The 23,710-nt window shown below is 49.2% G+C and carries 30 protein-coding genes; 14 read left to right on the top strand and 16 right to left on the bottom strand.

The window, feature by feature from the left end; translation table 11 throughout:
* Positions 1-31: 31 nt before the first annotated feature.
* The 8 genes from LAT77_RS05080 to zapE form a co-directional block, all read right to left on the bottom strand.
* Complete coding sequence (locus LAT77_RS05080; protein ID WP_290563476.1) at positions 32-574, bottom strand: ClpXP protease specificity-enhancing factor; 543 nt, start codon at positions 572-574, stop codon at positions 32-34.
* Positions 575-576: 2 nt separating this feature from the next.
* Entirely contained in the window at positions 577-1,212 is a 636-nt protein-coding gene (gene sspA, locus LAT77_RS05075) for a stringent starvation protein SspA (RefSeq protein ID WP_290563475.1), read from the bottom strand.
* Between the two features lie 108 nt (positions 1,213-1,320).
* Positions 1,321-2,055 (bottom strand): cytochrome c1, encoded by a 735-nt coding sequence (locus LAT77_RS05070; protein ID WP_290563584.1) that lies wholly within the window; start codon positions 2,053-2,055, stop codon positions 1,321-1,323.
* Positions 2,055-3,314 carry a cytochrome b N-terminal domain-containing protein gene (locus LAT77_RS05065; protein ID WP_290563474.1) on the bottom strand — a complete coding sequence of 420 codons (1,260 nt, stop codon included), beginning with the start codon at positions 3,312-3,314 and terminating at the stop codon, positions 2,055-2,057. The genes LAT77_RS05070 and LAT77_RS05065 overlap by 1 nt, the downstream gene beginning before the upstream one ends.
* On the bottom strand, positions 3,314-3,901 hold the full coding sequence (gene petA, locus LAT77_RS05060) for a ubiquinol-cytochrome c reductase iron-sulfur subunit (protein ID WP_290563473.1): 588 nt from the start codon (positions 3,899-3,901) through the stop codon (positions 3,314-3,316). Before petA ends, LAT77_RS05065 begins: the two co-directional genes overlap by 1 nt.
* Positions 3,902-4,242: 341 nt before the next feature.
* Positions 4,243-4,635, bottom strand: coding sequence for a 30S ribosomal protein S9 (gene rpsI / locus LAT77_RS05055; RefSeq protein ID WP_290563472.1), 393 nt, complete (start codon positions 4,633-4,635; stop codon positions 4,243-4,245).
* Positions 4,636-4,651: 16 nt separating this feature from the next.
* Positions 4,652-5,080 carry a 50S ribosomal protein L13 gene (gene rplM, locus LAT77_RS05050; protein WP_290563471.1) on the bottom strand — a complete coding sequence of 143 codons (429 nt, stop codon included), beginning with the start codon at positions 5,078-5,080 and terminating at the stop codon, positions 4,652-4,654.
* Between the two features lie 167 nt (positions 5,081-5,247).
* Complete coding sequence (zapE, locus tag LAT77_RS05045; RefSeq protein ID WP_290563470.1) at positions 5,248-6,387, bottom strand: cell division protein ZapE; 1,140 nt, start codon at positions 6,385-6,387, stop codon at positions 5,248-5,250.
* A gap of 112 nt (positions 6,388-6,499) precedes the next feature.
* Between zapE and LAT77_RS05040 the strand changes: the two genes are divergently transcribed.
* The 3 genes from LAT77_RS05040 to LAT77_RS05030 all read left to right on the top strand — a co-directional run bounded on the left by LAT77_RS05040 (position 6,500) and on the right by LAT77_RS05030 (position 9,753).
* Positions 6,500-6,946, top strand: a complete 447-nt coding sequence (locus LAT77_RS05040; protein ID WP_290563469.1) for a DUF1043 family protein — start codon at positions 6,500-6,502, stop codon at positions 6,944-6,946.
* A 210-nt stretch (positions 6,947-7,156) separates the two neighbouring features.
* Positions 7,157-8,527, top strand: a complete 1,371-nt coding sequence (locus LAT77_RS05035) for a DegQ family serine endoprotease (protein ID WP_290563468.1) — start codon at positions 7,157-7,159, stop codon at positions 8,525-8,527.
* Positions 8,528-8,676: 149 nt separating this feature from the next.
* Entirely contained in the window at positions 8,677-9,753 is a 1,077-nt protein-coding gene (locus tag LAT77_RS05030; RefSeq protein ID WP_290563467.1) for a trypsin-like peptidase domain-containing protein, read from the top strand.
* Here LAT77_RS05030 and murA read toward each other — a convergent pair.
* The 7 genes from murA to LAT77_RS04995 form a co-directional block, all read right to left on the bottom strand.
* Entirely contained in the window at positions 9,750-11,051 is a 1,302-nt protein-coding gene (gene murA / locus LAT77_RS05025; protein ID WP_290563466.1) for a UDP-N-acetylglucosamine 1-carboxyvinyltransferase, read from the bottom strand. The two genes, LAT77_RS05030 and murA, sit on opposite strands and share 4 nt — an antisense overlap.
* Before the next feature lie 52 nt (positions 11,052-11,103).
* Positions 11,104-11,361, bottom strand: coding sequence for a BolA family protein (locus tag LAT77_RS05020; protein ID WP_290563465.1), 258 nt, complete (start codon positions 11,359-11,361; stop codon positions 11,104-11,106).
* Positions 11,362-11,394: 33 nt separating this feature from the next.
* A complete protein-coding gene (locus LAT77_RS05015; RefSeq protein ID WP_290563464.1) occupies positions 11,395-11,691 on the bottom strand; it encodes an STAS domain-containing protein in 297 nt (98 codons plus the stop codon).
* Positions 11,692-11,717: 26 nt separating this feature from the next.
* The gene (gene mlaD, locus LAT77_RS05010) at positions 11,718-12,185 is read right to left on the bottom strand and encodes an outer membrane lipid asymmetry maintenance protein MlaD (RefSeq protein ID WP_290563463.1); all 468 of its coding nucleotides are present in this window, start codon (positions 12,183-12,185) and stop codon (positions 11,718-11,720) included.
* A 3-nt stretch (positions 12,186-12,188) separates the two neighbouring features.
* Positions 12,189-12,962: a lipid asymmetry maintenance ABC transporter permease subunit MlaE gene (gene mlaE / locus LAT77_RS05005; protein ID WP_290563462.1), complete on the bottom strand. Its 774-nt coding sequence runs from the start codon at positions 12,960-12,962 to the stop codon at positions 12,189-12,191.
* Positions 12,959-13,765 carry an ATP-binding cassette domain-containing protein gene (locus LAT77_RS05000; RefSeq protein WP_290563461.1) on the bottom strand — a complete coding sequence of 269 codons (807 nt, stop codon included), beginning with the start codon at positions 13,763-13,765 and terminating at the stop codon, positions 12,959-12,961. The genes mlaE and LAT77_RS05000 overlap by 4 nt, the downstream gene beginning before the upstream one ends.
* 233 nt (positions 13,766-13,998) lie before the next feature.
* Entirely contained in the window at positions 13,999-14,607 is a 609-nt protein-coding gene (locus LAT77_RS04995) for a TetR/AcrR family transcriptional regulator (RefSeq protein WP_290563460.1), read from the bottom strand.
* 262 nt (positions 14,608-14,869) lie between these two features.
* Between LAT77_RS04995 and LAT77_RS04990 the strand changes: the two genes are divergently transcribed.
* From LAT77_RS04990 to LAT77_RS04945, 10 genes are all read left to right on the top strand, one after another.
* A complete protein-coding gene (locus LAT77_RS04990; RefSeq protein WP_290563459.1) occupies positions 14,870-15,880 on the top strand; it encodes a KpsF/GutQ family sugar-phosphate isomerase in 1,011 nt (336 codons plus the stop codon).
* Positions 15,880-16,440 (top strand): 3-deoxy-manno-octulosonate-8-phosphatase KdsC, encoded by a 561-nt coding sequence (gene kdsC, locus LAT77_RS04985; protein WP_290563458.1) that lies wholly within the window; start codon positions 15,880-15,882, stop codon positions 16,438-16,440. The genes LAT77_RS04990 and kdsC overlap by 1 nt, the downstream gene beginning before the upstream one ends.
* Entirely contained in the window at positions 16,437-17,030 is a 594-nt protein-coding gene (lptC, locus tag LAT77_RS04980) for an LPS export ABC transporter periplasmic protein LptC (protein WP_290563457.1), read from the top strand. Before kdsC ends, lptC begins: the two co-directional genes overlap by 4 nt.
* On the top strand, positions 16,990-17,565 hold the full coding sequence (gene lptA, locus LAT77_RS04975) for a lipopolysaccharide transport periplasmic protein LptA (protein WP_290563456.1): 576 nt from the start codon (positions 16,990-16,992) through the stop codon (positions 17,563-17,565). The genes lptC and lptA overlap by 41 nt, the downstream gene beginning before the upstream one ends.
* The gene (gene lptB, locus LAT77_RS04970; protein WP_290563455.1) at positions 17,562-18,287 is read left to right on the top strand and encodes an LPS export ABC transporter ATP-binding protein; all 726 of its coding nucleotides are present in this window, start codon (positions 17,562-17,564) and stop codon (positions 18,285-18,287) included. Before lptA ends, lptB begins: the two co-directional genes overlap by 4 nt.
* 83 nt (positions 18,288-18,370) lie before the next feature.
* Positions 18,371-19,723 (top strand): RNA polymerase factor sigma-54, encoded by a 1,353-nt coding sequence (locus tag LAT77_RS04965; protein ID WP_290563454.1) that lies wholly within the window; start codon positions 18,371-18,373, stop codon positions 19,721-19,723.
* Positions 19,724-19,749: 26 nt separating this feature from the next.
* Positions 19,750-20,037: a ribosome hibernation promoting factor gene (gene hpf / locus LAT77_RS04960; protein WP_290563453.1), complete on the top strand. Its 288-nt coding sequence runs from the start codon at positions 19,750-19,752 to the stop codon at positions 20,035-20,037.
* A 4-nt stretch (positions 20,038-20,041) separates the two neighbouring features.
* A complete protein-coding gene (ptsN, locus tag LAT77_RS04955) occupies positions 20,042-20,506 on the top strand; it encodes a PTS IIA-like nitrogen regulatory protein PtsN (protein ID WP_290563452.1) in 465 nt (154 codons plus the stop codon).
* A complete protein-coding gene (rapZ, locus tag LAT77_RS04950; protein WP_290563451.1) occupies positions 20,497-21,351 on the top strand; it encodes an RNase adapter RapZ in 855 nt (284 codons plus the stop codon). Before ptsN ends, rapZ begins: the two co-directional genes overlap by 10 nt.
* The gene (locus tag LAT77_RS04945) at positions 21,348-21,623 is read left to right on the top strand and encodes an HPr family phosphocarrier protein (RefSeq protein ID WP_290563450.1); all 276 of its coding nucleotides are present in this window, start codon (positions 21,348-21,350) and stop codon (positions 21,621-21,623) included. Before rapZ ends, LAT77_RS04945 begins: the two co-directional genes overlap by 4 nt.
* Positions 21,624-21,675: 52 nt before the next feature.
* Here LAT77_RS04945 and pmbA read toward each other — a convergent pair whose 3' ends face one another.
* Positions 21,676-23,046 carry a metalloprotease PmbA gene (gene pmbA / locus LAT77_RS04940; protein ID WP_290563583.1) on the bottom strand — a complete coding sequence of 457 codons (1,371 nt, stop codon included), beginning with the start codon at positions 23,044-23,046 and terminating at the stop codon, positions 21,676-21,678.
* A gap of 119 nt (positions 23,047-23,165) precedes the next feature.
* Between pmbA and yjgA the strand changes: the two genes are divergently transcribed.
* Positions 23,166-23,678 (top strand): ribosome biogenesis factor YjgA, encoded by a 513-nt coding sequence (gene yjgA, locus LAT77_RS04935; protein ID WP_290563449.1) that lies wholly within the window; start codon positions 23,166-23,168, stop codon positions 23,676-23,678.
* Positions 23,679-23,710 lie beyond the last annotated feature (32 nt).

Below are 23,710 nucleotides of genomic sequence, written 5' to 3'. Positions count from 1 at the left end.
ATTCGCGATTTTTTCTCAGCTCATCTACGAACTAGTCGTCCTGAATTACGCGGAGCTTAGGGCGTCCACGAACAGGCGGATCTATTTGCACTGGCTTGTTCGCATCTGCTTTCTCGTTGTTGTCAGGATTTTCTTCAGCCACCGCATCGCCTTTTGCGCTTGCGTCTGGTTCTTTATTGTTTTCATCGTCGCTCACGGCAACAAGTGACGGCTGTGCTGACTCGACGCCTGCCGGTGCAGTTGCTGCGCCTGGCATCAAGCCGTCTTCTGCCTCGAAGATACTGCCTGCACCATTTTCCCTTGCGTAGATGGCAAGAATAGAACCGATGGGCAGTTCAATGCGCTGTTCCTGACCGCTAAAGCGCGCACGAAAACGCACACCTTCATTATCCATATAAAACGCTTGCACAGCGCTAGGAGCGACGTTTAATACGATTTGGCCGTCCTTCACGAACTGCTGCGGCACGTTTACCAACGGCCACGTTGCATCAACAACGACGTGAGGCGTGAGGTTGTTGTCGAGTAACCAATCGTACAAAGCGCGCAGCAAATAAGGACGGCGAGGCGACAACATCACTAAACTTTACCGATTTCGCGTTCGTCTTCCGTTAATGAGTCACGGAAAGCTTCCCGTTCAAACAAGCGCAGCATATACTGCTTCACTTCTTTCGCGCCAGAACCCGACAGCTCGATGCCATAGACTGGCAAGCGCCACAATAATGGTGCTAGGTAGCAGTCAACAAGCGTGAACTCTTCGCTCATAAAAAACGGCGTATCGGCAAACACTGGAGCTAACGCAAGAATACTCTCTTTCAGTTCTTGACGAGCAGCTTCGGCTTCTTTCTTGCTTCCTTTCAATACCGTCTCTGCAAGTGCATACCAATCACGCTCTATGCGATACATCATCAAGCGACTGGTACCGCGCGCTACTGGGTATACAGGCATCAACGGTGGATGAGGAAAACGCTCATCAAGGTATTCCATGATAATTTGAGCTTTATAGAGAACAAGCTCGCGGTCAACTAAGGTGGGTACATTGTCCGCGTATGGGTTTAGCTGCAGCAGGTCTTCCGGTTGGTTATCCTGTTCGACAAAAGCGATTTCAACCGTTACCCCTTTCTCAGCCAAAACAATACGTGTTTGGTGACTGAATAAATCATCTTTCCCTGAATACAGGGTCATTACTGAACGCTTATTGGCAGCAACAGCCATAAGATTCTCCACTCTCAGAAAACAGCAAAGGGGGCGAACCTCGCCCCCGAATAAACATTCTTATTTTCCAGTAGGTTGCAACTTCATGCAGGCTACTTTCAAATAGAATTATTTGACGTCGCGCCAGTATTCTTTCTTCAAAAGAATACTCAGGACGAGCAACACCAGTAAGAAACCAATGACAAACATACCTAAGCGCTGACGCTCAAGAATCATAGGTTCACCGGTGTAAACCAAGAAGTTAGTTAGATCTAACATTGCTTGGTCAAATTCTTCTTCGCTTAAGCGACCCGTACCGTCAGACTTGATGCCGACATACACTTCGCGCATTTCGCCATCAACCATACGACGTTCGTACGTTTTACGCGGAACACCTTGCATCTCTTCAAGTACCCAAGGCATACCAACGTTGTCAAACACTTCGTTGTTGACGCCAAACGGGCGGCTATCATCGACATAGAAGCTACGGAAGAAGGTATATAACCAGTCAGCGCCGCGAACACGTGCCACCATGGTCAAGTCTGGTGGTGCCAGACCAAACCACTCCGGTGCGCTGTCGCGATCGATGGCTGAGAACTTGTGTGAACCAGGACCGTCGCCGGTGAATTGTAAAAACTCTTCACCGAGATCGACTGGAATACCTAAGTCTTCGAATGTCCGTTGATAGCGCTGATACTCCATGCTGTGGCAACCCAAGCAGTAGTTCATGTAGATCTGCGCGCCACGCTGCAGAGAAGCTTTATCAGACTGATCAATGTTCGCTTTGTCTAGCGGGCCGCTGTAGCCTGCCGCCAATACGGTGGCAGGAATAAGCAACGCCAGAGCCATTAGAAAACGCTTCATCATTTCGTCAACCTCTCTGGTAGTGGCTTAATCTTCTCATTCTTGCTGTAGAAGAACAGCGCAATAAAGAAGCCGAAGTACAGAATCGTACAAACGCGAGCAATAAAGGTATACAAGTCAGTCGCTGGCATCGCACCCAAGTAACCTAGGATAACGAAGCTGATGGCGAACTGCGTTAAGTTAACTTTATGCAGCGTGCTGCGATAGCGAACTGAACGTGCTTTCGCGCGATCTAGCCAAGGAATCAAGGCTAACATCACGATGGCACCAAACATCAAGATAACACCGGTCAGCTTGTCTGGAACCGCACGCAAAATCGCGTAAAACGGTGTGAAATACCAAACAGGTGCAATGTGTTCTGGCGTCACCATCGGGTCAGCGGCCTGGAAGTTAGGTGGCTCAAGGAAGAAGCCGCCCATCGTTGGCGCATAGAAAATGACCAGTGAACACAAAATCAAGAACACGACCAAGCCAACGATATCTTTCACCGTATAGTACGGGTGGAATGGAATCGCATCGACGATGTCATACTTGCTGGTATAACGCTCGTGGAACTTGAATTTCGCTTGCTCTTCTTCAGGCACAGAACCTTTTGGTTTCTTGATGTCGATACCGTCTGGGTTGTTAGAGCCCACTTCATGCAAGGCAATTAAGTGTAAGAAGACTAAGATAACCAAGACTAATGGCAAGGCAATAACATGCAAAGCAAAGAAACGGTTCAGGGTCGCACCAGAAATAACGTAGTCACCGCGAATCCAAGTCGTTAGGTCATCACCGATAATCGGAATTGCACCAAACAGCGAGATAATAACCTGCGCACCCCAGTAGGACATCTGCCCCCATGGCAACAAGTAACCCATAAAGGCTTCTGCCATTAAGACCAAGAAGATCAACATACCGAAGATCCACAGCAATTCACGCGGCTTCTGATAGGAGCCGTACATGAGACCGCGGAACATGTGCAAGTAGACCACCACGAAAAACGCTGAAGCGCCGGTGGAGTGCATATAACGCAACAGCCAACCGTACTCAACATCACGCATGATGTATTCTACAGACGCGAAAGCGCCCTCTGCGCTTGGGTTATAGCTCATGGTCAACCAAATACCGGTCACGATTTGGTTCACGAGAACCACAATCGCCAACGAACCCATGAGATACCAAAAGTTAAAGTTCTTTGGTGCCGGGTACTCGGTCACGTGCAACTTCATGGTGTTGCTAAACGGAATCCGCTTATCAATCCAGTTCATGAGTGACATTAGGCTGCTCCCTCTTCTTCGCCCACTAATACAGTTTCATCGTCGATGAAATAGTGTGGTGGAACTACCAAGTTGCTAGGTGCCGGAACACCTTGGAACACCCGACCCGCGATATCAAAACGTGAACCATGGCAAGCACAGAAGAAACCAGAATCGATTCCTTCAGCAATACCAAAATTACGTTCAAAATACTGTGGCGAACAACCGAGGTGAGTACAAATACCAACCGCAATAAACCACTCTGGGTTAATTGAACGGTGTTGGTTCTTGGCATATTCCGGTTGTTGTGGTTCATTAGACTCAGGGTCACGTAAGCGGCTATCTGCAAGGGGCAGACTATCCAACATTTCCTGAGTACGGCGGATGACCCATACAGGGGCTCCACGCCACTCAACCCGAACTAACTGACCTGGCTCAATCTTGTCAATCTTCACTTCCACCGGTGCACCCGCAATACGGGCTTTGGCACTTGGGTTCCATGAAGCAATGAAGGGCACGGCGGCACCGACAACTCCTGCGCCGCCAACTACCGAGGTAGCGACAGTCAGAAACCGACGACGGCCTTTATCTACAGGCGCATTGCTCATCCATTTCTCTCCAGTTTGGACGCTGTGCGAAATTACGCAGCAAAATTAACTCAATGCTTACTCGAAAAAAATCCCTGTAATCATAAAGAAAATCAGCCTTCTTTACAAGGCACAGGCGCAAGTAAAACCACAGAGAAATTCGTGGTATTGGCACCTTTACCAGAATCGAGTAGTTTTGCTGTAACTCTTATTTTCTGGGTGTTACAGCTGATTGGGCAGTATCCCATAAGCAGGGAGTAACACCATTCCACATGGGAATAAAAAAACCCGGCACATACGCCGGGTTTTTGCTGAAAATTGTCTGCTTGCAACAGTAAATCTGTTGCCCACTGTTTGACAGCTTAACGCTTCGAGAACTGTGGACGCTTACGCGCTTTGTGAAGACCAACTTTCTTACGCTCAACTTTACGTGCATCACGAGTAACATAACCCGCTTTACGTAAGTCACCACGAAGTGCTTCGTCGTACTGCATCAGTGCACGGGTAATACCGTGACGGATTGCACCCGCCTGACCTGTAGTACCACCACCAGTCACGGTGATGTAAAGGTCAAACTTCTCAGACATCTCTAGAAGTTCTAGAGGCTGACGTACAACCATGCGCGCAGTTTCGCGACCGAAATACTCTTCGATTGAACGGTTGTTGATTTTAATGTCACCGCTGCCAGCACGTAAGAAAACACGCGCTGTAGAGCTTTTGCGACGACCTGTACCGTAGTATTGATTATCTGCCATCTTCATCTGCTCCGTATTAAATCTCTAAAGGTTTAGGCTGCTGAGCTGCGTGCGTGTGCTCAGGACCCGCGAACACTTTCAGCTTACGGAACATCGCACGGCCAAGTGGACCACGTGGCAGCATGCCTTTTACAGCTGCTTCGATGATCATTTCTGGTTTCTTCGCCTGTAGCTTTTCAAAGCTAATTGACTTCAGACCACCAGGATAACCGCTGTGTGCGTGATACATTTTCGCTTTCGCTTTATTACCAGTCACAGCAATTTTCTCAGCGTTAACGATAACAATATAGTCACCAGTATCAACGTGAGGTGTGTACTCAGGCTTATGCTTTCCACGTAAACGAGTTGCCACTTCAGTCGCTAGGCGACCCAAAGTTTTACCGTCTGCGTCAACGACAAACCAGTCGCGTTTTACAGTTTCTGCTTTTGCTACAAAAGTTTTCATGAGTTATCTATACCCAAATTCATGAGTTTACCTTGCGGCTTTCCGGGCTTCCCCGCGAAATGCCAATAAATTTTAACCCCGTCAAAACCGGGGTAGGTAACGTGGGCGGCCGACATTATATACAGGCAGGCTTTTAAACGCAACGTAAAGTGGTGTTTTTTTAAGCCTCAGGGTAAGTGCTCTAAGCCTAAATACTCATGTGACTGCATTTCCTGCAAACGACTCAAACAACGGCGAAACTCAAAACTCAAACCACCACCGGTATAGAGCTCGTTGAGTGGAACTTCCGCCGACAAAATCAGCTTGACCTTGTGCTCATAAAATTCGTCGACCAAGGCGATGAAGCGTCGTGCAGCATCGTCTTTGTCACGCCCCATTTGCGGCACATTACTGACTAACACTGCATGATAGAGCCGGGCAAGTTCAATATAATCGTTCTGGCTCCGCGGGCTGTCGCACAAGGCTTTGAAGTCGAAAAAGGCAACATCATCCGCTTCACAGCGCACATGAATCGGGCGACCGTTGATGGTAATCGGTTCGTCACATTTATGCGCCGTGTGATCGGGCGCCAGTTGGTGGAAATACTTCACTAAGTTTTTATCGGCTTGCTCATCCAACGGCGCGTGAAAGATTTCCGCTTGTTTTAATGTCCGCAAGCGATAGTCAACACCGCCGTCGACATTGACGATTTCACAATGTTGATTGATGAGTTCAATCGCGGGGATGAAACGTGCACGTTGCAGACCGTTTTTATAAAGATCGTCTGGTACAATATTCGACGTTGCGACAAGAACCACATTATTCTTGAACAAGGCATCCAACAAGGTTGCCAAAATCATGGCGTCAGTGATGTCTTGTACATAAAATTCGTCAAAACAAATCACTCGCGCTTCTTTGGCTATCTTTTGGGCGATTTGTGGCAGTGGATCCGAGGTTCCTTTGAGCTCTTGAAGTTCTTGGTGAATCCGGTGCATAAAACGATGAAAATGGACCCGCCACTTGTCTTCAAAGGGTAACGCATTGAAGAACGTATCGACGAGATAGGTTTTCCCGCGGCCAACCCCTCCCCAAAAATAAAGACCCTTGATTGGGTTTGTCTTGGTTTTCTTCAACGTTGACGGTAACAACTTCTTCAGACCCCGCTTTTTCGGCGCCTTGAGCAAGTCATCGTACAGCCGCTGCAAATGTTGCACCGCCTTCTCTTGCGCCGCGTCAGGATGAAAATCACTGCGTTCTAAATCCGCTTGATAAGCTTCCCATGGAGTCGTTGTGATTGAGTGCAATTGATTATTTCCGTTTTTTGCCACAATTTTGCCTGACATCTGACTTCTGTTCGAATGTAAACATGATACCATTAAGTCCGAAATTAGATCACACTTGTTGCGATCGAATGCCTTCATACTGTTGAGGAATGAAATTATGGATTGGCTACTTGGAATTCTGTTACTCATTGCCGGTGCGATCATTGGTTTTTTCATCGCCCGCTTTTACTTGAGTCAAACCGGTGAATCCGCACAACTTAAAGCTGAAGTGGACGCCACGCGCGAGCATTTTACTGCCTATCGCAAAGATGTCGTCGAGCAACTCACCACCGCGCGCCAACTCGCCTCGGAAGTGACGGATATTCAGCATCGCCTGAACCTTTTCTTGCAAGACAGTCAGAATCTGCTCGAGCAGGAAAAGGATTGGCAGCAAACCCTGCCATTCTTTTCTGAAGATACCATGCGTTCAATTCGGCAATCGAACATCCTCAACAAAGAGCGCCGTGAAGACTCCGAATTAGATGACGGTGTCGAGATGCCACGAGATTACTCGGAGCCGGGCAGCGGCCTTTTCACACCAGTGAAAACCGAAAAAGAAAGTTAACATTCAATTCAATACAACACACCAAGCGCAGCCTTAAGCTGCGCTTTTTTTTGTCCGCTTATCGTGAAATTTCAACTTGAAATCGCGCAATGGCGAACTTATTTCTACTTTCGACGGTCAGTGCTAACTGTATGGTGTGTGGTCCTGCTGCCTGCTCAGCAGTCGCCTGCAACGCCCTGAGTGTCAGGATGTTAAATCGGAGTAGAACAGATGAAAAAACTCTTAAGTCTTTCCACCGCAGCGATCGCGGTTGTCATTCTTACCTTACAAGGATTTACTTTGGCCCCAGCAACAGCAAGCTTCCCTGCTGCTGCCACGGATGAGCGCGGTGTACCAACGCTTGCGCCGATGCTTGAAGAGGTCACGCCTGCAGTTGTCAACATCTCCGTGCAAGGTAAACGGGTCACGCGCCAGCGTTTGCCGGAGGCATTTCGCTTCTTTTTTGGGCCCAACGCCCCCCGTGAAGAAGTTCGCGAACAGCCATTTCAGGGGCTTGGATCTGGGGTCATTATCGATGCTGAAAACGGCTATGTCGTGACCAATAGTCATGTCATCAATGATGCGACCGACATCACCGTTACCTTAAAAGACGGTCGTCAATTTACAGCGAAAGTTTTAGGGCGTGACGAAGAGTCTGATATCGCCCTGTTACAACTTGAGAATCCGCGAAACCTAACTGAGGTTGCCATTGGGAATTCCGATCAACTTCGCGTTGGTGACTTCGTAGTTGCCATCGGTAACCCGTTCGGCCTTGGTCAAACCGTGACGTCGGGAATTGTGTCTGCGCTCGGCCGCAGTGGCTTGGGTATTGACCGCTTAGAAAACTTCATACAAACCGATGCAGCGATTAATAGCGGCAACTCCGGCGGTGCCCTAGTCGACTTACATGGTAATCTCATTGGCATCAATACAGCGATTTTAGGCAGTGGTGGCGGAAATATTGGTATTGGTTTCGCGATTCCAGCCAACATGATGAAGAACCTCGTTGACCAGATCATCGAGTTCGGCGAAATTCGTCGCGGTGTACTCGGCGTGCGTGGCGGAAACTTGAATCAAGAGCTAGCCGATGCACTCGGACTCGACCGCACGCAAGGCGCGTGGGTGAGCGAAGTTGTTGAAGACGGCGCTGCTGCGAAAGCGGGCATTCAAGCTGGTGATGTTATTCTCGCCATCGACGGCACCCCAGTTTTATCTTTCGCTGAATTGGCGGCCAAAGTCGGTACCATTGGTGCCGGTCGCACGGTAACATTGACCATCCTCCGTGACGGCGATGAACGCCAAATCGAAGTCGAACTTGAAAAGCGAGTCGCCGACCAAATTGAGGCTGCCTCCGTCCATCCGGGGTTGCAAGGCGCCGAATTGACCAGCGATGACCGTCAAGGCATTCGTGTGACGAGCGTGGAAAGTGGCTCGCCTGCAGAGCGCATTGGCTTGCGCGAAAACGACGTTATTTTGGCGGTTAATCGACAGCCTGTAAGCAGTAATCGTGACCTCCAAGAAGCGATTCAAAATAGTCGCGGCGTGATTGCACTGAACCTTCGTCGCGGTAATACACAACTTTATTTAGTGCTGCAAAATTAATCAGACCACAAAACTCGAAAGCCCCTGCCTAACACGCAGGGGCTTTTGCTTGTCGCTTTTTAATCCGCTGGAGATGACTATCGAGAATGAATCTTTAGTGTTACTATTGCTTAATTCATTGACTCGCATACGGTTTATAAAGCTTACCCATGCAGCAAAAACGCAGCTCCGTGACTAACATTGCTCGCTTTTTCTATCAGTACCTCTTTAAACCGGCACTGTTAGGCTTAGTCGTGGCTGCACTGGTTCTGGCTTTCCTGCACTTTCGAGAACAATCACCACAACCGCGCACGGCCATTGTCAGCTCCGATTTAATAAGTTTTTCAAGTGCCTTTGAACACGCCGCACCGGCTGTCGTTAATATTTACACGACTCAATCTGTCCGCGAAGCACGTTTCAGTTCACGTCCAACCACGGTTATGCGCTTAGGATCCGGGATTATCATGGATCCGCGTGGCTTTATCCTCACCGCCTTGCACGTGGTCCAAGACGTCGATGAAATTCAAGTTGCACTTCAGGACGGACGTATTTTCGGCGCTCAACTCGTCGGTAGCGACCTGCTCACGGATCTCGCTGTCTTGCGTATTGATGCAGGCAATCTGCCGGTCATTCCGGTCAACCCGGATTATGAGCCACGACCCGGCGACGTCGTCCTCGCCATCGGGAACCCCTATAATCTCGGTCAAACCGTCACACAAGGCATCATCTCGGCAACCGGGCGTATCAGCCTCGGCAGCGGTTATGCCGAGTTTATTCAAATGGATGCAGCCATCAATGAAGGAAATTCAGGTGGTGCGCTGGTCAACAGCCGCGGCGAATTAGTTGGTATTGCCAGCGCCTCATATCAATCTGAGTTCAGTAATCGTGGTTCACAAGGGATTTATTTTGCCCTTTCCTATCCGCTCGCAGAACGTATTATGCAGCAGCTCATTAGCGAAGGCGTGGTGACCCGCGGTTATCTCGGCATCACCGCAGGGCAATATTATCGTGATGATTTTTCGACCCGAGGGCTACGGATCGACGAAGTTGACGAACGAGGCCCCGCTTGGCGGGCGGGTTTACGCCCAGGGGATTTTATTTTTGAAATCGCTGGACAAGCGGTGACCTCGGTCAACCAAGGATTAGATTTGGTCGCTGAAGCGCGCCCCGGTACACGTTTGAATATTCGTTTTTACCGAGGCGAAGAACAACTTGAAACTGACGTGGTCATTGAGCAACTGCGTTAATCGTTGGTTTTCTCAATCCGTGTTGGACACATCTGTTCCCGCTTGATCTGTGCTCCCAAACTCGAAAGCTTCTCTTCGATAGACTCATAACCGCGGTCGATGTGGTAAACCCGCTCCACTTCCGTCACACCTTCTGCAACGAGACCAGCGATGACTAACGAAGCGGAAGCCCGTAAATCCGTACACATCACTTGCGCGCCGGTCAATTTATCGACACCTGTTGAGATCGCTGTATTGCCCTCAAGCTCAATATTCGCGCCCATTCGACGTAGTTCAGGGACATGCATAAAACGATTTTCGAAAATGGTTTCGCGCACACGACCAGTCCCTTCCGCAATCGCATTCAGCGCGATGAACTGCGCTTGCATATCAGTTGGGAATGCCGGATGCGGCGCCGTGACAATATTGACTGCGCGTGGACGACCATTACTTTTCAGACGAATCCAGTCACTACCGCGCGTAATTTCAGCCCCGGCTTCGGTCAGCTTTTTTAGTACCGCGTCAAGAAAGTCTGGGTTGGTATTGGTACACGTAATTTCACCTTGAGTTGCCAAAGCGGCAACCAAGAATGTACCGGTTTCAATTCGGTCGGGCATGACTTGATAATCACCACCCTGCAATCGCTCCACGCCTTGAATGCGAATGGTGTCGGTTCCAGCACCACTAATTTTTGCACCAAGATGAATCAAGAAGTTCGCCAGGTCAATCACTTCAGGTTCGCGTGCAGCGTTTTCAATAATGGTTTCACCTTGCGCTAGAACCGCCGCTGCCATTAAGTTTTCGGTTCCGGTAACGCTGACGGTATCCATGAGGATGTGCGCACCTTGTAAACGACCACCTAACTCTGCAGGAACATGCGCTTTAATGTAACCATTCTCAACTATGATCGTTGCACCCATTTGACGCATGCCTTCAATGTGCAGATTGACTGGGCGCGCACCAATCGCGCAGCCACCCGGCAAAGAAACTTCCGCATGTCCGCATTTAGCGAGCAAAGGTCCGAGTACCAGAATCGAGGCACGCATCGTTTTCACCAGCTCGTAGGGTGCAACATGACCGTGCTCGGCTGGCGGCGTGATCACATAGGTGCAATCGCTTTCACGCTGATGCGGGATGCCTAATTTGCCCAATAACGCCAAAGAGGTTTCTACATCTTGTAACCGCGGTACGTTACGGATACGCACTGGGCTGTCAGCGAGGATAGCCGCTAACAAGATTGGTAATGCCGCGTTTTTGGCGCCAGAGATTCGAACTTCACCGCGTAAGCGAGTACCACCGGTGACGACTAATTTTTCCATTTCTTTGCACTCATCTTACTATAGGAACGGTACTAAACAGGATGACCGAGCATTAACCTGGCATGTTCAGTAGTTTTTCACGCCGCCATTTTTCCGGCGTGTAGGCTTTAATCGTGAGCGCGTGAATACTGCCGTCAGCAATCTTGTCTTGTAGCGGAGCGTAAATTAGTTGTTGCTGTTTTACTCGTGACAAATCAGCAAAAACTTCACCCACAGCAATCACTTGGTAGTGACTATTCTCGCCAGTAACGTGCACTTCAGTGAGGTCAATCGCGTCTTTTAAGCGAACCTCAATATCTTTAGGATCCATGACTTTTCCCACATTTTTAGAGAAGGATGGCGCTTAGCTTAACGAAAGTAGCTCGGTTACGCCACTGACCTCAGCAAACTGTCGAAGCTGAGTGTTTACATTGTGTAAAGCCAATTCGCGACCTTGCTGGAGCAACTCTGCTTTGACTTGAATAAGCATTGCTAAACCAGCAGAATCAACTTTCTCTACACCTTGCAGGTCAACCGACACATCGCCACTGCCACTTAACCAGTCCTGCCGACTTTGCCAGGCTGCGCCGACATGATCGCGGTCAAGCAGCCCACGTACAACCACTTGGTTTTTCTCTTGGGTAAAACTGAGGCTATTCATACCCTACCCTCGCCTTAGTCGTTGACTTAATCATTGCCTTGGCTAAATAAGAACTGGCCAATCAAGTTTTCTAACACCATGGCCGAATTAGTCATGAAAATTTCATCACCGTCTTCGAGTGTCATTATGCCTTCGTCCATAAAGCCGGGCTCGAGACCAATGTATTGCTCACCGAGCAACCCAGAGGTCAGGATTGAGGCGGTGCTGGTGTCAGGAAAGCCGACAAACTGCTTACTGATTTTCATTTCGACCACGGGTTCAAAATACTCACGGTCTAACGTGATGTTACTGACTCGACCGACAACTACACCACCGACTTTCACCGGTGAACGCACTTTTAAGCCGCCGATATTGTCGAATTTGGCATACAAGGTATAGGTTTCACCTCGCAGCGAACCAGTTGTATTCGCGACTTGTAATGCCAAAAACACCAATGCTGCAATCGCAGCGGTAATAAATACACCGACGAGTAACTCTATTTTACGAGCTTCCATAAATCACCCAAACATTAAAGCAGTCAAAACAAAATCCAACCCAAGCACCGCAAGTGAGCTATACACCACTGTTTGTGTGGTCGCTGCACTAATTCCAGGCGATGTCGGTACCGCGGTGTAGCCTTTGTAAAGCGCAATCCATGTCACCACAAAAGCAAACACTAAACTTTTAATAAAACCATTCATGATGTCATAGCGCCATTCCACGCTTGCTTGCATGACTGACCAGAATGCGCCGTCATCCACGCCGAGCCACTGCACACCAACGACAAAACCGCCGTAAATACCAATAGCGCTAAACATGAAGGCAAGCAACGGCATGCTGATAAAGCCTGCCCAGAAACGGGGGGCTATCACCCGGCGCAGCGGATCAACCGCCATCATTTCTAAGCTGGACAGTTGCTCGGTTGCGCGCATCAGACCGATTTCAGCGGTCAGTGCGGACCCAGCGCGGCCAGCAAAGAGCAAGGCGGTAACGACCGGCCCTAGTTCACGTAACAAACTTAAGGCGACCATTGGTCCCAGCGCTTGTTCAGCGCCAAAATCGACCAATATGGTATAGCCTTGTAAGCCCAAAACCATGCCGATAAAAAGACCAGACACCAAAATAATCAGCATCGATTGCACGCCAACGACATACAATTGACGCATTAACAGTGGAAACATTTTTAGCGGTTGCGGTTTACCGACGAGCGCTTGAAACAGCATGATCGTAGCGTTGCCCATGCCGCGCAAGACATTCAAGGTGTCCCGCCCCAAATTGACCAGTAGCTTCATTGTCCAGCTCCTTTGCCAAGTAAGTCATCCGCATAATTTTTCGCAGGGTAATGGAATGGTACCGGGCCATCTGGCTCACCATGTAAAAACTGCTGAACCAGTTCATTGCCTTCTTGCTCAAGCTGCTGCGGTGAGCCTTGCGCGACAATGCGTTTGTTCGCCATGATGCACACATGGTCGGCAATACTCATCACTTCATGAATGTCATGGGAAACCACAATCGAGGTCAGCCCCAAGGTTCGATTCAATGAACGAATCAATTTCACCAGCATGCCCATCGAGATAGGATCTTGGCCGGCAAAGGGTTCGTCGTACATGATTAATTCAGGATCGAGTGCGATAGAACGCGCAAGCGCAGCGCGACGCGCCATACCGCCCGATAATTCAGACGGGAAAAGATGGGCAGCACCACGCAGACCCACCGAATCAAGTTTCATCTTGACCACAGTGGCGACGATATTCTCGGGTAAATCAGTGTGTTCACGAATCGGGAAGGCGACATTATCGAAGACGGTCATATCACTGAACAAGGCACCGCTTTGGAATAACATGCTCATGCGTTTACGCACTTCATAAAGAGGACCACGTCCGAGCTTATTAATCTCATGGCCCGCAAATTGAACCTGGCCACTACTTGGTCGTAACTGACCGCCGATCAAGCGCAGCAGCGTGGTTTTACCGCAGCCACTAGGGCCCATAATCGCGGTCACTTTACCTTCCGGGACCACGAGGCTCACGCCCTCGTAAATCGAGGTATCACCGCGACTAAAATGCACATCATGTAATTCAACTAAGTTTTTCACTGCATGCCTCTTCTCGAGATTCTTGCCACCGCTTCTGCAGCGACGCGGCGAAATGCTCACAGATCTTTTCTATCCATACGGAAACCAAAATGGTTCAATTCCGTATCGTCAAAAAGGCCGGACATCTTAGCATTGTTTTCGTTTCCACGGCTACGGAAATCACTGATACAAAAATAGCCCCGAAGGGCTACTTTCATTCTACATTGTAGAAACGCGAAACTGACACATTAAGATTAACCAAAGACGCTATTTTCCGTGTCGGTTTTTGCGCTTGGGGTCACCATGGCGGTTACTTCAGCAATAAAGGCATCGGTTTGCTCGTCGCTTTCAATCAACAAACCAAATTGTTTCAACAGTCGATGACCGACTACCGCCTTCCAAGCAATTCGAGCTTGAGTTGCGCCCGCTTGCGCTTGGTCAAGGCCCGCCCATAGTTCAACATTACGTTGCCGAACGGGCTCCAATAGATCTGGATTCGACGCAATCGCGGCAACAATCGCACTATCCACCGCTAACATTTCCTGTGGCTCAGTAATTTCCGCTTCCAACATCGCCAGCAAATAACCATCGACCATGTCATTCAATTCAGGTTTTGCGGCCAACACATTGGCCGTGCGCTGCTGGCGCTGACCAATATAACGCTCAAGCATCGCGACGATGAGTGCCTCTTTGCTCTCAAAGTGATAAAGCAAACCACCCTTACTGATCCCTGTTTGCTCCGTTAAAGCATCAAAGGTCAATTGCGATGCTCCTCGGTCGCGGACTAAAAGCTCTGCTTGCGCAAGAATAAAATCCCGTTTGCTTGGACGTCCGCCGCGTGATGTTTTCTTTACTTCATTCATGGTTACTTAAACCTTTACACTGACTAAACCGACTATTTAGTTAACTAACGCTCAATTTATCAATTTGCAAACCGACCGACAATGCACAAACTGTCGCACCCGTCGTGCTGCATTTGCCTTTGGCCGCATCGTTCGTTTTCTTGCCACCCGTACCTATTCTAGGTTGTCGGTGATATACTTTTGCAAAATTGGCTTATAAGGTTTCTGGCTAGGAATGTGCGATTTAGTTCCGCACATCGGCAAAAACAAGGATTTGACTACTATGACTGAGTCAACTCGTCATCAGCCTGACGATTCGGCACTTGTTGCAAGTGACTTTATCGCCCAGGGTCAACGCGTTCTCGATATCGAGAAAGCGGCAATTGACGGCTTATATCAATCGATCGACACGTCTTTCCATAACGCCTGTCAACAGCTCATCCGTTGTCAGGGCCGTGTTGTTGTGACCGGCATGGGCAAATCAGGGCACATTGGCGGCAAAATAGCAGCGACACTTGCGAGTACCGGAACACCTGCTTTTTTTGTTCACCCTGGCGAAGCTAGTCATGGCGATCTGGGCATGATCACGGCACAAGACACCGTGATTGCGATTTCCAATTCGGGTGAAACCCATGAGGTATTAAGCATTTTACCGGTGATTAAACGCCTTGGTGTGCCACTCATTGCCATGACCGGAAAACCTGAATCGACACTCGCAACACTGGCTGACGTGCACCTTTATGTCGGTGTTGCCGAAGAGGCCTGCCCGCTCGGGTTAGCCCCCACCGCAAGCACCACTGCAACGCTCGTCATGGGTGATGCGCTTGCTGTCGCCTTATTGCATGCACGCGGCTTTACCGCTGATGATTTTGCTTTGTCGCATCCAGGCGGCAGCCTCGGTCGCCGGTTGTTACTCCGAGTCAGCGACATTATGCACAGCGGCGACCGCATCCCGAAAGTTCGGGAAAGCGCGATTATTACCGAAGCTTTGCTCGAGATTTCACGCAAAGGTTTGGGCATGACCACCATTGTCGACGACAACGACCAGCTGTTAGGTATCTTTACCGACGGTGATTTACGCCGAATTCTCGACCAGCGTGTCGACATTCACAGCACCCCAATTTCCGCAACCATGACCCGACATTGCACCACCACAAGCCCAGAAACCTTGGCCGCAGAGGCGCTAAAAGTGATGGAAAACAAAAAAATTAACGGTCTGATTGCAGTCAATAAGACACACCAAGTGGTTGGTGTCTTCAATATGCATGACTTACTGCGCGCGGGAGTCATCTAATGGAACATCAGTACACCTCAACATGGTATGGCGATATTCATCAAGACGTAATGACCAAGTTCGCTGCAATTAAACTCTTAGTCTGTGACGTCGATGGCGTTTTTTCCGACGGCCGAATTTACCTTGGTAATCAAGGCGAAGAACTCAAAGCCTTTCACACCCGCGATGGCTTAGGCGTGAAGGCACTGTTGACTGCCGGAATTCAAGTCGCGGTGATTACCGGTCGGCAGTCGCAGATCGTCGCCGATCGCATGCAAGCACTTGGCGTTCCCCATATTTACCAAGGCCAACACGATAAAATGGAGGCTTTTCGCGCGATTCAAGACGCCTGTGGTGTCAGCGACAACGAAACTGCCAGTATCGGTGATGATTTACCGGATTTACCCATGCTACAAGCCTCCGGTCTTGCTCTAACCGTCTATGATGGTCACCCGTTTCTGCAACAACAAGCGGATTATGTTACTCAGCAACGCGGCGGCTTTGGCGCTGTTCGCGAAGTCGCCGATCTGATTTTATTAAGCCAGGGGTTGTTACACCAAGTTCATGAGAGCAGCACATGAACAAACGTTCGCTCGTTCTGCTTGTCCTCTTTGCCTGTGTGAGTGCTGGCTTGCTCTGGTATTCCTTTGATCGTGAAGAGCCAATCGTGATCGACAGCAGCGATAGTCAGTTGATCCCTGACTTCACCGCGTTCGGATTGTCCACGCGAGTTTTCGAGTCCGATGGTCGGTTGGCGCACCAAATTCAAGCCGAACGCATGGCACATTTTAGTACCATTCGATTGACCGAGTTAGAACAGCCGGTTTATACAACTTTTTTATCCGAACACAGTGTCAATATTCAAGAAACAGGCGCAGTTTGGGAAATTAGCGCACGTCATGGGCGCTTTTTTGAAGACGAGCGCTTGGAGCTTATCGATAACGTGTCTATCGTGAATCGCTCCGGTATCGGTTATATTGAAGAAATCAGAACCGACTACCTAGAAATCGATTTGCAAACTGGAATCATGCAAACTGATCAGGCAGTGACGCTTCGAGGTCCGCAGTTTAATGTTGAAGGTGTCGGCATGCGTGTTAACCTTGAAGCTCAGCAATTGGAAATTATTAATCATGTTGAAACGATTTATTATCCCCGTCACATTCGCCCTTAGTGCGCTGCTCTGCTCAAGCGTAGCCGTCGCACAAGAGCAGCTATCGCCTTTACAACGTGATTTTAATGAGCCGATCCGGATTTTGGCCGAGAACGATTTTATTGATCTTGCTGCCAACATTTATCGCGCAACGGGCAATGTTCGCATCACTCAGGGTACGCTAAAAATTACTGCTGACGAGTTAGAGGCGACCGGCTTTGAAGAACGCGAAGGTGAAACCCAGATGTTCATTTTACGTGGTTCTCCTGCAACCTATCAGCAAGAAATTGAACCCGGCGTAATCGTCGAAGCGCAAGCGAATTTAATTGAATACAATGCCACTGAGCGCACACTGACGCTAAGTCGACTCGCTGAATTGCGCCAAGATGGCAGCATGGTGAGGGCGAATCGAATAACGTACAACATTGAATTGCAACAAGTGATTTCTGAAAGTGGCGATGAAACTGAGCAAGTGGAAACGATCTTGCGGCCGCGGCCACGGCAGAATCAACCTGAGCAACCGAATGAATTACCGAATGGGTTACCGTCATTATGAGCACCTTACGTGTCGAGCATTTGGCCAAGGCTTATAAAGGCCGGACCGTCGTTAAAGATGTCAGTTTGAGTGTTAATGCGGGTCAAATCGTTGGCCTTCTCGGCCCGAATGGAGCGGGCAAGACAACGACGTTCTACATGGTCGTCGGTTTAGTCAACAATGATAAAGGCAATATCAAACTCGACGACGAAGACATTACGCTATTACCCATGCATGCCCGCGCCCGCAAAGGCATTGGTTACCTTCCGCAAGAAGCCTCGGTTTTTCGCAAGTTAACCGTTCGCGACAACATTATGGCGATTCTAGAAACCCGCAAGGACTTAAACGCCGCACAGCGTGAAGAAAAGTTTGACGCCTTGATTAACGATTTTCATATTGGCCATATCGTCAATAGTCTTGGCATGAGTTTATCCGGTGGTGAACGGCGACGAGTCGAGATTGCACGTGCACTGGCCGCAGAACCCAAGTTCATTTTGCTTGATGAGCCCTTTGCCGGTGTTGACCCAATTTCCGTCCTTGATATTAAAAAAATTATCCAACAACTCAGCGAGCGTGGCATTGGTGTACTGATTACCGATCACAATGTGCGTGAAACCCTGTCTGTGTGCGAGATTGCCTATATTGTCAGTCACGGAGAAATGATAGCCAGCGGCAATGCGCAAGAAATTCTTGCAAATGAAACGGTGAAAGAAGTCTATCTTGGTGACCAATTCTCCTTGTAATTTCCACAAAAAGACCAATGATATAGGTATGGGCTCGAAACGACGCCAACGTAGCTGGGTTATAAGGAAGCTTTAAAGCATTCATGAAACAAGGTCTGCAACTCAAATTTAGTCAAAATCTGACCATGACTCCACAACTGCAACAAGCGATTCGCTTGCTGCAGTTATCCTCTTTGGAGTTACAGCAAGAGGTGCAAGAAGCGCTTGAAGCTAATCCGTTGCTCGAACTTCCCGAACCTGAAAGAGAAGACGACAACAGCAACTGGGACAGTCGTATTTCGGCGGGCGCAGGAAGCAGCGCAGGAAGTCCCAACGAAGAAGATTACATTTACCAAGGCGAAACCACCGAAAGCTTGCAAGATTATTTACGCTGGCAAATGCGTCTTTCCCACTTTACCAAAACCGACGAGTTTATCGCCGAAGCCATTATCGATGCGATTGACGAAAGCGGCTATCTACAACAAAGTATCGAAGAGTTACATCAGTCATTGCAGCTGCAAGATGCCGATATTACCGTGGCCGAAGTCGCCGTAACCTTGAAACGGATTCAGCATTTCGACCCCGTCGGCGTCGGCGCTCGTACTGTTGGTGAGTGCTTACTTATTCAGTTAAATCAGCTACCCAACGACACACCGGCATTAAGCTCGGCAAAACTCATTGTTAACAAGCACTTAGAATTACTCGGCAAACGCGACTATCGCACCTTAGCGAAGCGTACTCGACTACCCGAGTCGAAATTAAAAGAAGTCTTAACCTTGCTGCAAGGTTTGAATCCACGTCCGGGAGAAGGCTTTTCCGGGAATGAGTCAGATTACGTTATTCCCGACGTCCTCGTGCGCAAACAAAATGGGCGCTGGCTGGTTGAGTTGAACCCCGACTCAGCACCGAAACTGCGCATCAATAGCGCCTATGCTGATCTACCGCAAAGCCAATGTAGCCAGGCCGATTCACAATATATCCGTCAACACTTACAAGACGCGCGCTGGTTAATCAAAAGTATTGAAAGCCGCAATGAAACTTTATTGAAGGTTGCCCATTGTATCGTGCAACGACAACAGGCATTCTTTGAACATGGTCCAGAAGCAATGAAACCAATGATTCTGAGCGATGTCGCAGATAGTATAGAGATGCATGAATCGACAATTTCACGTGTTACTACGCAAAAATTCATGCACTCGCCACGTGGCGTCTTCGAGCTGAAATATTTTTTCTCGAGCCACGTCAGTAGTGAAAGTGGAGATGATTTTTCATCAACTGCTATTAGGGCGCACTTACGTAAACTCGTAGCAGCGGAAAATCCTGCGAAGCCACTCAGCGACAACAAGTTAGCTGCGTTATTGGCGGAGCAGGGAATACAGGTAGCAAGACGGACGATTGCGAAGTATCGGGAGTCTTTAAATATCCCACCTTCGAGTCAAAGGAAGACACTACTTTAACCACGTCAACAGAAGGAAGATGTGCTATGCAAATTAATTTAACTGGTCATCATGTCGATATCACCGAAGCTCTGCGCGACTATGTCGATACCAAATTCGCCAAACTCGAGCGCCACTTCGACCACATAAACAACGTCCATGTGATTTTAAACGTTGAAAAATTGATGCAAAAGGCGGAAGCTACAGTTCATCTGAACGGTGGTGAAGTGTTTGCCACTTCCGAGCATCAGGATATGTATGCAGCCATCGACGCTCTGATTGATAAGCTCGATCGTCAAGTGATTAAACATAAAGAAAAGTTGAAGAAACACTAAGGCTATGAACCTCCAAGAGATCTTAAGCCCGGACTGCACACGAGTACGTGTCGCCGAGAGCAGCAAAAAACGCGTGTTAGAATATATCAGTCAATTACTTGCACCCAAGCTCGCTGGTGTCAGTAAAAGCGATATTTTTGATAGCCTACTGCAACGCGAACGTCTTGGCAGTACCGGGATTGGTCTCGGCATTGCAATCCCACACGGCCGGCTAGAGAATGCCGGCCAACCCGTGGCCGCATTAATTACCCTTGAACAACCGATTAATTTCGACGCAATTGACAATCAGCCGGTTGATCTGGTTTTTGCACTGCTTGTACCGAAAGACAATCCAGAAATTCATTTGAAAACCCTTTCTGCGGTCGCAGAGCGACTCAACAACAAAGAATGTTGCCGCAACTTGCGCCACGCCAAAGATGACGCAGACTTACATATGTTGATGACTCAGGATCCCGCAGAATGCAATTGATCATTGTCAGTGGTCGTTCGGGTTCAGGTAAAACCATTGCGCTGCGAGCACTCGAAGACCTAGGCTTCTATTGCGTTGACAACCTACCGGTCGCATTGTTGCCGACATTGGTGCATACGGTGACTGGGCGCTTTGAGAATATCGCAATTAGCATTGATGTACGTAACCTTGAAGCCGATATTAAAGATTTAAATGAAAGTCTCGACTTTTTGCCGAACGAGGTAAAAGCCGAAGTGCTGTTTATTGATGCGAATGATGAAGTTCTGATCCGCCGCTACGGTGAAACGCGTCGGATGCATCCCCTTTCGCGCAATCAGGCCACATTGGCCGATGCGATTGCAACGGAAGGTAAAATTATTGAGCCATTGGCGGCCATGGCGACGTGGCGTTTAGACAGCAGCGACATGAGTGTTCACGAACTGATTGAACAGGTCAATGAACGCGTGCTCGGTCGTACGCAAAATCAGTTAATACTCGTACTCATGTCGTTTGGCTTCAAGCACGGCTTACCCACGACGGCCGACACTGTCTTTGACGCTCGAATTTTGCCGAACCCGCATTGGGAACCTGAACTACGACCGTTTACTGGGCTTGATGCGCCAGTCCAACACTATTTGAGCCAACAGCCATTAGTCACCAAGTTTATTCATCAAACCGAGACATTTATCAGTACGTGGCTACCCTATTTCCAACGCAGTAACCGCAGTTATTTAACGGTGGCTGTCGGCTGCACCGGCGGACAGCATCGCTCGGTTTACATTGCTGAAACCTTGGCCGCCTTGTTGAAAGATCAGCACCCGAATATCCGGGTTAAACACCGTGAACTGGATCGGAAAAAAGCATGACCGAAGTCTGCCGAAATGTTCTGATCCGTAATAAGCTTGGACTGCATGCCCGTGCAGCAACAAAGCTGGCAAAACTTGCTAGTCAATTTGATGCTAAGGTTACGATTGGTCAAGGTGAAAAGTCTGTCGATGCGAGCAGTGTTATGGGATTAATGCTTCTCGCTAGTCAGCAAGGCAAAGAAATTCAGGTTAAAGCGGTAGGTCCCGATGCAGAGCTCGCACTGGACGCGATTACCCAGCTGATTCACGACCGCTTTGACGAAGACGAGTAATCGTCTGTGTCGAGAATAGCTCTGCATATGCAGAGCTATCCCGAAACAAGACTTATTGTCCCGCCACTTTCATCTTTTCGACCAGTACCGAACCGGTCAACACGCCATGACGAGGATCGACATCGTCACCAATCGCGACGATATTGGCAAATAGATCACGCAAGTTTCCAGCAACTGTCACTTCCGTCACGGGGAATTGAATTTCACCATTTTCAACCCAAAAACCGGCTGCGCCGCGGCTATAGTCACCGGTCACCAAATTGACACCCTGCCCCATGAGTTCCGTCACTAACAAACCCGTCCCCATTTGCTGACATAAAGCGTCAAGTCCAGCGGTTGTATGCTTTTGATCGGCGCGAATAGACCAGTTGTGAATACCGCCAGCATGGCCCGTACTCTGCATCCCCAGCTTTCTTGCCGCATAGCTTGTAAGTAAGTAGCTACTTACAACACCATCGTTGACGATATCGCGCGCCTGTGTGCGAACCCCTTCATGGTCAAATGGGCTACTGGCCAAGCCGCCCGCCAATAATGGATCTTCATGAATATTTAACCAGGTTGGAAAAACTTGCTTGCCTAAATGGTCGAGTAAAAACGTACTTTTCCGATACAAATTGCCGCCGCTAATTGCACCTGCAAACTGACCGAAAAGGTGATGCGCGAGATCACGATGGAAAATTACCGGCACCGAGCAGGTGGCAATCGAGCGAGCGCCGAGGCGAGCCACGGTATTCGCCACAGCCTCGCGTGCAACTGCGTCTGGAGCAAGGAGTTGGCTTGGGTCACGGGCGATCGTGTAGGCATAGTCGCGCTCCATCGCGTCACCTTCTTTGGCAATGGGCATACAGCTCAAACTCTGGCGCGAGCTCATGTAATGGCCTAAGAAGTCATGGCTGTTACCATAGACACGGAAGCCGCAGTGACTGCTGTAATGCGCACCATCGGAATTCACAATACGCGGATCCGTATTGAGCATCGTTTGCTCACACGCCAAGGCAACTTCGGCAGCATGCTCTGGCGATTGTGGTGCTGGATAAAATAAACTCGGGTCCTTATAACCAAACGCCATGAGCTCGCGGTCAGCGAGGCCGGCTGCCGGGTCTGCTTCAGTCCAGCGCGCAATCGCATCGGCCTTTTCAACAGTTGCGTGAATCGCTTGCGGCGAAAGATCCGAAGTACTTGCACTTCCCTTACTCTGCGAGCCATCTTTGTGTCGCCGGTAGACGGTGATACCGAGCGAGCCGTCCTGATTAAATTCCACGGTTTCGACTTCGGCCAGGCGCGTCGATACACTCAAGCCACGGCTATGAGAAATCGCACACTCGGCAGCACTCGCGCCAGCCTTTTTTGCCTGCGCTAAAGCTTCCTCGACCGCGGTCACTGCACGGTCTAAATCCGGTTGTAGCTGCTCTTTCGCAGTCATTGTTGCCAATTTTACTTCTTCAGTCATGAAATCGCCTTTTTCTTAGAACTGCGCACCGATACCACGGCGGCGCAGTTCCTGATAAACTAGTCGTAATGAATGACTATGTGGATACGCTCATGCAATACGACGATCAGGATGAATTCCTATCCGCTGACGATGTCAGCAAAACACAATTAAAGCGCGAAGCGGCAGCAATGCACGACCTCGGCGTGAAACTGGTGAATATGGGCAGTAACACTCTCAAACAACTACCGCTGGATGATGAGTTACACGCTGCCGTTAAACTTGCGCAAAAAATTTCCAACAAGCGCGAAGGCTATCGCCGTCAACTTCAGTTTTTAGCCAAGCTGTTACGGCAACGCGACACCGACGCACTATTGAGCGCCATTGATAAAATCGAAAACCGTGCACTCTACGAAGCCGCCCATTTCCATGCACTCGAGCAATGGCGCGAACGCATTCTGAGTTCTGGCGATGATGGCATTCAAGCCTTTATCGACCAATATCCAACTGCTGACCGTCAACAATTACGGAACTGGGTACGACAAGCCAAAAAAGAACAAGAGCAGAACAAACCACCGGCTGCCGCACGCGCTCTCTTTAAATATATTCGCTCAGTTGCCGAGTAACCCAACCAGCGGCGAGGCCACCCGGCTTCGCT

The sequence above is a fragment of the Aliidiomarina sp. genome (assembly GCF_022565475.1).
Classification (GTDB): domain Bacteria; phylum Pseudomonadota; class Gammaproteobacteria; order Enterobacterales; family Alteromonadaceae; genus Aliidiomarina.
The sequence above is the reverse complement of the archived record's forward strand: the minus strand, read 5'-3'. Positions and strand labels throughout refer to the sequence as shown.

What these genes read in the sequence shown, in the direction of transcription:
- LAT77_RS05080 (WP_290563476.1), bottom strand. Translation starts at nt 574, where the DNA reads ATGTTGTCGCCTCGCCGTCCTTATTTGCTGCGCGCTTTGTACGATTGG.
- sspA (WP_290563475.1), bottom strand. Translation starts at nt 1,212, where the DNA reads ATGGCTGTTGCTGCCAATAAGCGTTCAGTAATGACCCTGTATTCAGGG.
- LAT77_RS05070 (WP_290563584.1), bottom strand. Translation starts at nt 2,055, where the DNA reads ATGAAGCGTTTTCTAATGGCTCTGGCGTTGCTTATTCCTGCCACCGTA.
- LAT77_RS05065 (WP_290563474.1), bottom strand. Translation starts at nt 3,314, where the DNA reads ATGTCACTCATGAACTGGATTGATAAGCGGATTCCGTTTAGCAACACC.
- petA (WP_290563473.1), bottom strand. Translation starts at nt 3,901, where the DNA reads ATGAGCAATGCGCCTGTAGATAAAGGCCGTCGTCGGTTTCTGACTGTC.
- rpsI (WP_290563472.1), bottom strand. Translation starts at nt 4,635, where the DNA reads ATGGCAGATAATCAATACTACGGTACAGGTCGTCGCAAAAGCTCTACA.
- rplM (WP_290563471.1), bottom strand. Translation starts at nt 5,080, where the DNA reads ATGAAAACTTTTGTAGCAAAAGCAGAAACTGTAAAACGCGACTGGTTT.
- LAT77_RS05040 (WP_290563469.1), top strand. Translation starts at nt 6,500, where the DNA reads ATGGATTGGCTACTTGGAATTCTGTTACTCATTGCCGGTGCGATCATT.
- LAT77_RS05035 (WP_290563468.1), top strand. Translation starts at nt 7,157, where the DNA reads ATGAAAAAACTCTTAAGTCTTTCCACCGCAGCGATCGCGGTTGTCATT.
- LAT77_RS05030 (WP_290563467.1), top strand. Translation starts at nt 8,677, where the DNA reads ATGCAGCAAAAACGCAGCTCCGTGACTAACATTGCTCGCTTTTTCTAT.
- murA (WP_290563466.1), bottom strand. Translation starts at nt 11,051, where the DNA reads ATGGAAAAATTAGTCGTCACCGGTGGTACTCGCTTACGCGGTGAAGTT.
- LAT77_RS05020 (WP_290563465.1), bottom strand. Translation starts at nt 11,361, where the DNA reads ATGGATCCTAAAGATATTGAGGTTCGCTTAAAAGACGCGATTGACCTC.
- LAT77_RS05015 (WP_290563464.1), bottom strand. Translation starts at nt 11,691, where the DNA reads ATGAATAGCCTCAGTTTTACCCAAGAGAAAAACCAAGTGGTTGTACGT.
- mlaD (WP_290563463.1), bottom strand. Translation starts at nt 12,185, where the DNA reads ATGGAAGCTCGTAAAATAGAGTTACTCGTCGGTGTATTTATTACCGCT.
- mlaE (WP_290563462.1), bottom strand. Translation starts at nt 12,962, where the DNA reads ATGAAGCTACTGGTCAATTTGGGGCGGGACACCTTGAATGTCTTGCGC.
- LAT77_RS04995 (WP_290563460.1), bottom strand. Translation starts at nt 14,607, where the DNA reads ATGAATGAAGTAAAGAAAACATCACGCGGCGGACGTCCAAGCAAACGG.
- LAT77_RS04990 (WP_290563459.1), top strand. Translation starts at nt 14,870, where the DNA reads ATGACTGAGTCAACTCGTCATCAGCCTGACGATTCGGCACTTGTTGCA.
- kdsC (WP_290563458.1), top strand. Translation starts at nt 15,880, where the DNA reads ATGGAACATCAGTACACCTCAACATGGTATGGCGATATTCATCAAGAC.
- lptC (WP_290563457.1), top strand. Translation starts at nt 16,437, where the DNA reads ATGAACAAACGTTCGCTCGTTCTGCTTGTCCTCTTTGCCTGTGTGAGT.
- lptA (WP_290563456.1), top strand. Translation starts at nt 16,990, where the DNA reads ATGTTGAAACGATTTATTATCCCCGTCACATTCGCCCTTAGTGCGCTG.
- lptB (WP_290563455.1), top strand. Translation starts at nt 17,562, where the DNA reads ATGAGCACCTTACGTGTCGAGCATTTGGCCAAGGCTTATAAAGGCCGG.
- LAT77_RS04965 (WP_290563454.1), top strand. Translation starts at nt 18,371, where the DNA reads ATGAAACAAGGTCTGCAACTCAAATTTAGTCAAAATCTGACCATGACT.
- hpf (WP_290563453.1), top strand. Translation starts at nt 19,750, where the DNA reads ATGCAAATTAATTTAACTGGTCATCATGTCGATATCACCGAAGCTCTG.
- ptsN (WP_290563452.1), top strand. Translation starts at nt 20,042, where the DNA reads ATGAACCTCCAAGAGATCTTAAGCCCGGACTGCACACGAGTACGTGTC.
- rapZ (WP_290563451.1), top strand. Translation starts at nt 20,497, where the DNA reads ATGCAATTGATCATTGTCAGTGGTCGTTCGGGTTCAGGTAAAACCATT.
- LAT77_RS04945 (WP_290563450.1), top strand. Translation starts at nt 21,348, where the DNA reads ATGACCGAAGTCTGCCGAAATGTTCTGATCCGTAATAAGCTTGGACTG.
- pmbA (WP_290563583.1), bottom strand. Translation starts at nt 23,046, where the DNA reads ATGACTGCGAAAGAGCAGCTACAACCGGATTTAGACCGTGCAGTGACC.
- yjgA (WP_290563449.1), top strand. Translation starts at nt 23,166, where the DNA reads ATGCAATACGACGATCAGGATGAATTCCTATCCGCTGACGATGTCAGC.